Here is a 6,517-nt window from a genome sequence, read left to right on the forward strand (position 1 = left end):
GAGGGCCAGGCCGCCCTGTCCCGGTGGGGAAAGGACGTGCGATGAGCGACGACCGCCAGGAGCCACCCGCCGGGGACCCGGACGCGACCAGGGCGCTGCCCCCCGACCGGAGCGGCGCCGACCCCGACGCCACCCGTGCCGTTCCACCCGACCGCCCCGGAGAGCCCGAGGACGCCGACGCCACCCGGGCGATGCCGCACGGCCCGGCCGGCGGTGCGGACGCCGACGCGATCCGGGCGATGCCGGCCGGGCGTACCGGTGCCGGCGGGACGGGGGCGGAGGACGCGGAGGCGACGCGGGCCATGCCGGCGGCCGGCGACGCGACCCGCCCGATGCCCCGCGGGGACGGCGGCGCCGGAGCGCGCCGGCCGATTGACGCCACCCGGCAGGAGCCGGTCAGCCCCGCCTGGTCGGGGCGCGCCGGCGTTCCGCCGCCGCGCCCGGCCGGGTACCCCGAGCCCGGCACCGAGTGGTACACCGAGGAGCAGGCGGGTCGACGCTGGTGGATGCCGATTTTTCTGGGCGTCCTCGCGTTGCTGCTGATCGCCCTGATCGGCCTGGGTGTCTGGCTGGCTCTCCGCGCGGCGGATCGCGACGCCGAGCCGGGCCTGTCGCCATCGGCCGTCCCGAGCACCGCCCCGCAGACCAGCGCCACGCCGAGCACGGCCGCCCCGAGCAGTTCGCCGCCGAGCAGCCCGCCGACCACCACGGCGGCCGCCGAGGTGCCGATGCCGCCGCTGGTGGGGCTGCCGGAGTCCGCCGCCCGGGCGGCCCTCGACCGGCTGGGCGTGGACTATCGGGTGCGGTACCGGACGTCGGACCGGCCCGCCGGGACGGTGATCGAGACCAACCCGGAGGCCGGCGAGCCGGTCGCCGAGGGGGACCGGGTCGCCATCGTGGTGGCCCGGGCTGCGGCCCCGACCACGGACGCCGCCACCTCGACGCCATCGCCGACGGTCACCGGCACGCCCTGAGCGCTCACCGCCGGCGGCGCCTGGGCGTTCACCACTGACGGCGCCGGGTGCCGACCAGGCCCAGGCCGGCCAGCGAGATGGCGAGGCCGAGCAGGCCCGAGTAGAACAGCGACCGGCTGAGGTCGGTGGTGGCGGAGGGGCGTTCGGCCAGCGCGCCCTCCCCGGCCCCGGCACCGGCCTCCGCCGAGGGGCCGACGTCGCCGCCCGGCGCGCCGGCCACCGGCGGGTCGACCCCGTCGGGCTCGTCCTCGTCCGCTTCGGTGGCCGGCCGGTTGCCCTCCCCGACCACGGTGATCTCCGGAGCCGGGACCGGCTCGGTCAGCTCCGTGGTCGCGGAGAAGGCGGGGTGGCGGACCACGAGCGCGAGTACGGTCGCGGCGCCGAGGAACGCGAGAAGCCCGAGGGCGTAGCCGATACGGGACCGGTGGTGCCGCCGCGCGGCGGGCAGATTGACCATGACCATCCCAGGTTCAGGGTCCGGGGCGCGCGGGGTGGAGCGTTTGCCGGGGTGGGCGTACCAATTCTATGGCGGTGGCACGCCCCCCGACCGGGTTTCGTGAGGTCAGCCGACCCGGACCGGGGTCCGGGTCACCGGACGGCGGGCCGTCCGTACGGTGTGCGGACGCGGGGCCGGCGCGGCCTGGAGATGCCGCAACCCCTCCTGCTGTACGAAGATCGACCGCCGGTTGACCGCGTCCCCCGCCGCGTTCAACTCGTAGCCGTCGAGCCAGAGCCAACCGTCGTAGGTCGGCCAGTCGAGCACCCGGATCACCCGGAACATGATCGGTCGGAGGAACTGGACACTCGCCGCGCGAGTCACGTGCAGTACGTCACCGGAGCGGGGAAGCACATGGGCTCCTGGGGAGGGTCGGCCGGCGGGCGGGCCGGCGAGTCTGATCGGGGGGACAGGTCGGTCCGGTGACGGGGGATCTGCCTCGTGGACCGTCTGATCAGTGGGTCGGTGCTGGTCGGGCCGTACCCGCGGTGGCGGACCGCCACCCGACCATCACCCGGCTGCTCCCGGCTACCGCTCCCGCCGCCACAGCCAACCTGGCGTGCAGCGGCGGGGTCTTCACCCCGGGGCAGGTCGCTCGGCGCGGGACGGCTCCCCTCCTGCCGTCCCGCGGCCCGTGGTGCGACCACGCCCGGAGATCATGCGAAGACGGTGAGTAACCCGTGCCATACCGACAGAGTGCATCAGGGACGTGCTTCATGCAAGTTGCACGTCGACTTTTGCCGATACGCGAGCAGGACACGTGAACGGGACGCTTGAAGCCTCAGGTCCCGGGGCGGCACACTGGACGCCGGTTTCGCCCGTCGCGGCCGGTCGACGACCGGCACCATCCCCTGCCGCGAACGCTCGCCCGCCGTACGCCGGTCGCGCCCCGGCGGGTGTGAAACCGGGCGCGACCGACCGGAGGTAGCCGGGTGCGCGCGAGGAATGGAATTCCCCGTCCATCGACCCGAGGGGTGGCGTCGTGAGCGAGCGGCGCAGCCCGACCATCCGGCGTCGTCGCCTGGGGGCGGAACTTCGCCGGCAGCGCGAAGCTGCCGGCATCACCATCGAGACGGTCGCCGAGCAGTTGGAGTGTTCGGCCTCCAAGATCTCGCGTATCGAGACCGGCCACACCACCGCGACACCCCGGGACGTGCGGGACATGCTCCGCATCTACGGGGTGGTCGGCGCCGAGAGCGACGAGCTGGTGCAGATCGCTCGCGAGGCCCGGCAGAAGGGCTGGTGGCATCCGTACAGCACGGTGCTGGTCGGGGCGTACGTGGGACTGGAGGCGGCGGCCAGCTCGATCCGGGCGTACGAACAGCAGGTCGTGCCGGGCCTGCTGGAGACCGAGGAGTACGCGGGGGCGATGATCCGGGCCGCTCGGCCGGACTTCACCGCCGAACAGGTCGAACAGCGGGTGCGTGTCCGACTGGGCCGTCAGTCGTTGTTGACCCAGGACGATCCGGTCGATCTGTGGGTGGTGCTCGATGAGGCGGTGCTGAGCCGGCCGGTTGGCGGCGACGCGGTGATGCGTGGCCAGCTCAAACGGCTGGTGGAGGTGGCCGAACTGCCGAACGTGACGTTGCAGGTCCTGCCCTTCGAGGTGGGCGCGCACGCCGGCATGGACGGGACCTTCACGATCCTCAGCTTCCCCGAACCGAGTGATCCCGATGTCGTGTACGCGGAGAACGCCACGGGTGGGCTCTTCCTGGAGAAGAGCGACGAACTGCAGAAGTACAGCTTCATCTTCGATCACATTCGAGCAGCGGCCATTCGCCCGGAGGAATCCATCGCACACATCGCAAAACTGGCAGAGGAGCCGTTGTGGAAATGGCGACCAAGGAGTTCCCCGTGGACCTGACGCAGGCGACCTGGTTCAAGAGCTCGAAGAGCGGGCCGAACTGTGACAACTGCGTGGAGGTCGCGTACGCGACCGGGGCGGTCGGCGTCCGGGACTCGAAGGACAGGACGGGCCCGGCCCTGGTCTTCGCCCCGGGTGACTGGCACGCCTTCGTCGCCGGCGCCAGAGGCGGTACGTTCGGCCGGAGCTGATCCGGCGTCCCGCCCCAGAGCGTGGTCCCGCCCGGCAGCGTCGCCGGGCGGGACCATTTCGTCCCGTGCCCCGGCCGGTTCCGGCCACCCGTCGCCAGTTCCGTTCCGCGTCGTTGAACCGCACAGATCGGCAACCGAGCGAGGCAGGCGAGACGGATGACGACGATCGGTTCAGAGAATCTCACCAATGGCCCGGGCAAGCCCGAGCGGTTCGGTGGCAAGTACCGCGGGGCGCGCCGGGACAGCGTCCTCACCGAGGTGGGCTCCGGCGACGCCGAGATCGGCGGCCGGGACGCGCCCGCCCCGGAACAGCCCGCCCCACCGCTCTCCCTGCCGTCGCTCGACCCGAACCCGCTCACCGAGCCGTCCTTCCCGCCGACCGGCTGGCCCATGGAGCCGCAGGAGTCCCTCGTGGACCATCCGCTGCTGCGCGGGCTGCTGATGGAGTTGCCGCCGAAGGGCAGTGTGCCCCCGCCCGGCTGGCTGGACCGCTGGTTCGAGGCGACCCGGGCGATCCTGGAGCTGCTATACGTGCAGGGGACCGGCCGCACGCGCTGACACGGCGGTCGCCGGCGGCAGGGCCCGCTCGGCGAGGCGGTTGTGCCGCAGGGCGTGGCGTACCCCGATGGCGATCACGCCGAGCACCGCGACGGTGGTCGCGGGCCCGGTGACGGCCGGCGTCGCGAACAGGTCGACGCCCGCGGCCGGGAGCACCGCGCCGAGCACCGCCAGCGCGGTGACCTGGAGCGGCAGCGCGATCAGCGGGTGTGCCGCGGCGGCGCGCAGCCCGTGCGGGGCGGGGGTGTCCGGCGCGGCGGCGAACGCGCCCGCGCCGGCCCGCAGCCAACGGATCCGGCGTACCGTGCAGACCGCGACGACCAGCGCCGGGGCCGCCGCGAGGGTGAGCCCGGCGGCGGCCCGGTCGAGCGCGGTCGCGCCGGCGCTCTGCAGGCCCGCCGCCAGCACGGCCGCGGTCAGCGCCAGGCCGGTGAGCACCAGGGCGGACAACCATCCGGTACGCCGGCGCAGCGCGCGGGCGCGGTCCAGCCGGGGCAGTCCGTCCGCCACCACGCCGGCGGCCAGCCAGACGGCGGCGAGGGGGAGCAGCACGGTGAGATGCTCGTCCATGGCCCCAGCCTCGTCCGGTCCGGCGCCGACCGGATCCGGGCCGGCACCCCGGTTCCTCCCGTACGCCCTCCCGTAGGGGTCATCCCATCGACGTTATGGCAGATCCGGCATGTTCACAGTGTTTCCGCTGCTGACCTAGCCTCTTAATGATCGGTCAGCGTCGATTCGCCTGTGCCTCACCGGGCGGACGGTCCTGTGCCGGTCGGAGGGAGGTAGGGAGATGGGTCTCCCACACAGGTCCGTAGTCGTCGGAATAGCCGCCCTGACCATGCTCGCGGCCGCGTCACCCGCGGCGGCCGCCGAACCCACCGGCGCGATCCGCGCCGCCGGTGGCCCCACCGCCGTGGCGGACAGCTACATCGTGGTGTTGAAGGACGACGCCGTCGCACCCGCCCGGGTCACCGAGACGGCGCAGCGGTTGACCGCCCGGCACGGCGGCACGGTCGCCCGCACGTGGCGCGCAGCCCTGCGCGGCTTCGAACTCACCGTCGGCGCCAAGGCCGCCGCGCGGATCGCGGCCGATCCCGCCGTGGCGTACGTGGAACAGAACCACACGGTCTCGATCGCCGGCACCCAGACCAACCCGCCGTCCTGGGGCCTGGACCGGATCGACCAGCGGAACCTGCCGCTGAACAGCTCCTACACCTACCCGAACACGGCCAGCAACGTGCGCGCCTACATCATCGACACCGGCGTGCTGTTCGGGCACAACGACTTCGGCGGCCGGGCCGTCTCCGGCTTCGACGCGGTGGACGGTGGCTCCGCCGACGACTGCAACGGCCACGGCACGCACGTCGCGGGCACGGTGGGCGGCTCCTCGTACGGGGTGGCCAAGGGTGTCCAGATCGTCGGCGTCCGGGTGCTCAACTGCCAGGGCAGCGGCACCAACGCCCAGGTGGTGTCGGGCATCGACTGGGTCACCGCGAACGCGGTGAAGCCGGCGGTGGCGAACATGAGCCTCGGCGGCTCCGCCAACAGCTCCATCGACACCGCGGTCACCAACTCCATCAACTCCGGCATCACGTACGCCGTGGCGGCCGGAAACGGCGACATCCTGGGCAACCGGCAGAACGCCTGCAACTACTCCCCGGCGCGGGTCGCGTCGGCGATCACCGTCGGGGCGACGCAGAACAACGACGCCGCCGCGAGCTTCTCCAACTACGGCACCTGCGTCGACATCCTGGCGCCGGGCGTCAACATCACCTCCGCCTGGTACACCGGCACCTCCGCGACCAACACGATCAGCGGCACCTCGATGGCGTCGCCGCACGTGGCCGGCGCGGCGGCGCTAGTGCTCTCGGCGAACCCGTCGTGGAGCCCGCAGCAGGTGCGGGACAGCCTCGTCAACAACGCCACCCCGAACGTGGTGACCAACGTGGGCACCGGCACGCCGAACCGGCTGCTCTACGTGGTGAACGGCACGACCCCGCCGCCGACCAACGACTTCTCCGTGTCGGTCTCGCCCACCTCCGGCTCGACCGCGCCGGGCGGCTCGGTGACCGCCACGGTCGCCACCGCCACCACCAACGGCACGGCCCAGTCGGTCAGTCTCGCCGCGAGCGGTCTGCCGGCCGGAGCCACCGCCTCGTTCAACCCCGCCACGGTGACCTCCGGCGGCTCGTCCACCCTGACCATCACCACCTCCGCGAGCACGCCGGCCGGCACCTACCCGGTGACGATCAGCGGCACGGCGGCGTCGGGCACGAAGACGGCCACGTACTCGCTGACCGTCACGGGTGCCGGTGGCTGCACCGGGGCCGGCCAGAAGCTCGGCAACCCGGGCTTCGAGTCGGGTAACACGGTCTGGTCGTCCACCTCGGGCGTCATCGGCCAGTACGGCTCCAGCGGCCAGCCGCCGCGTACC

The 6,517-nt window shown here is 73.3% G+C and carries 8 protein-coding genes; 5 read left to right on the forward strand and 3 right to left on the reverse strand.

Going from position 1 to position 6,517, the window contains the following annotated elements:
* The first annotated feature begins 41 nt into the window (after positions 1-41).
* On the forward strand, positions 42-974 hold the full coding sequence (locus tag IEY96_RS26685) for a PASTA domain-containing protein (protein WP_189197554.1): 933 nt from the start codon (positions 42-44) through the stop codon (positions 972-974).
* 28 nt (positions 975-1,002) lie between these two features.
* Here the strand turns inward: IEY96_RS26685 and IEY96_RS26690 are convergent, their stop codons facing one another.
* Together IEY96_RS26690 and IEY96_RS26695 are read right to left on the reverse strand one after the other, a co-directional pair.
* Positions 1,003-1,437 carry a hypothetical protein gene (locus IEY96_RS26690; protein WP_189197555.1) on the reverse strand — a complete coding sequence of 145 codons (435 nt, stop codon included), beginning with the start codon at positions 1,435-1,437 and terminating at the stop codon, positions 1,003-1,005.
* Between the two features lie 99 nt (positions 1,438-1,536).
* A complete protein-coding gene (locus IEY96_RS26695; RefSeq protein ID WP_107079670.1) occupies positions 1,537-1,824 on the reverse strand; it encodes a hypothetical protein in 288 nt (95 codons plus the stop codon).
* Between the two features lie 628 nt (positions 1,825-2,452).
* Between IEY96_RS26695 and IEY96_RS26700 the strand changes: the two genes are divergently transcribed.
* The 3 genes from IEY96_RS26700 to IEY96_RS26710 all read left to right on the forward strand — a co-directional run bounded on the left by IEY96_RS26700 (position 2,453) and on the right by IEY96_RS26710 (position 4,083).
* Positions 2,453-3,334, forward strand: coding sequence for a helix-turn-helix domain-containing protein (locus IEY96_RS26700; protein WP_189197556.1), 882 nt, complete (start codon positions 2,453-2,455; stop codon positions 3,332-3,334).
* Positions 3,304-3,525, forward strand: coding sequence for a DUF397 domain-containing protein (locus tag IEY96_RS26705; RefSeq protein WP_189197557.1), 222 nt, complete (start codon positions 3,304-3,306; stop codon positions 3,523-3,525). Before IEY96_RS26700 ends, IEY96_RS26705 begins: the two co-directional genes overlap by 31 nt.
* Before the next feature lie 156 nt (positions 3,526-3,681).
* Positions 3,682-4,083, forward strand: coding sequence for a hypothetical protein (locus tag IEY96_RS26710; RefSeq protein WP_107079672.1), 402 nt, complete (start codon positions 3,682-3,684; stop codon positions 4,081-4,083).
* Here IEY96_RS26710 and IEY96_RS26715 read toward each other — a convergent pair.
* Entirely contained in the window at positions 4,051-4,653 is a 603-nt protein-coding gene (locus tag IEY96_RS26715; protein WP_189197558.1) for a hypothetical protein, read from the reverse strand. The genes IEY96_RS26710 and IEY96_RS26715 overlap by 33 nt on opposite strands.
* A gap of 220 nt (positions 4,654-4,873) precedes the next feature.
* Between IEY96_RS26715 and IEY96_RS26720 the strand changes: the two genes are divergently transcribed.
* The coding region (locus IEY96_RS26720) for a S8 family peptidase (RefSeq protein ID WP_189197559.1) at positions 4,874-6,517 on the forward strand (1,644 nt) is incomplete at its 3' end.

The organism is Micromonospora fulviviridis (assembly GCF_014648395.1).
GTDB classification, from domain to species: domain Bacteria; phylum Actinomycetota; class Actinomycetes; order Mycobacteriales; family Micromonosporaceae; genus Micromonospora; species Micromonospora fulviviridis.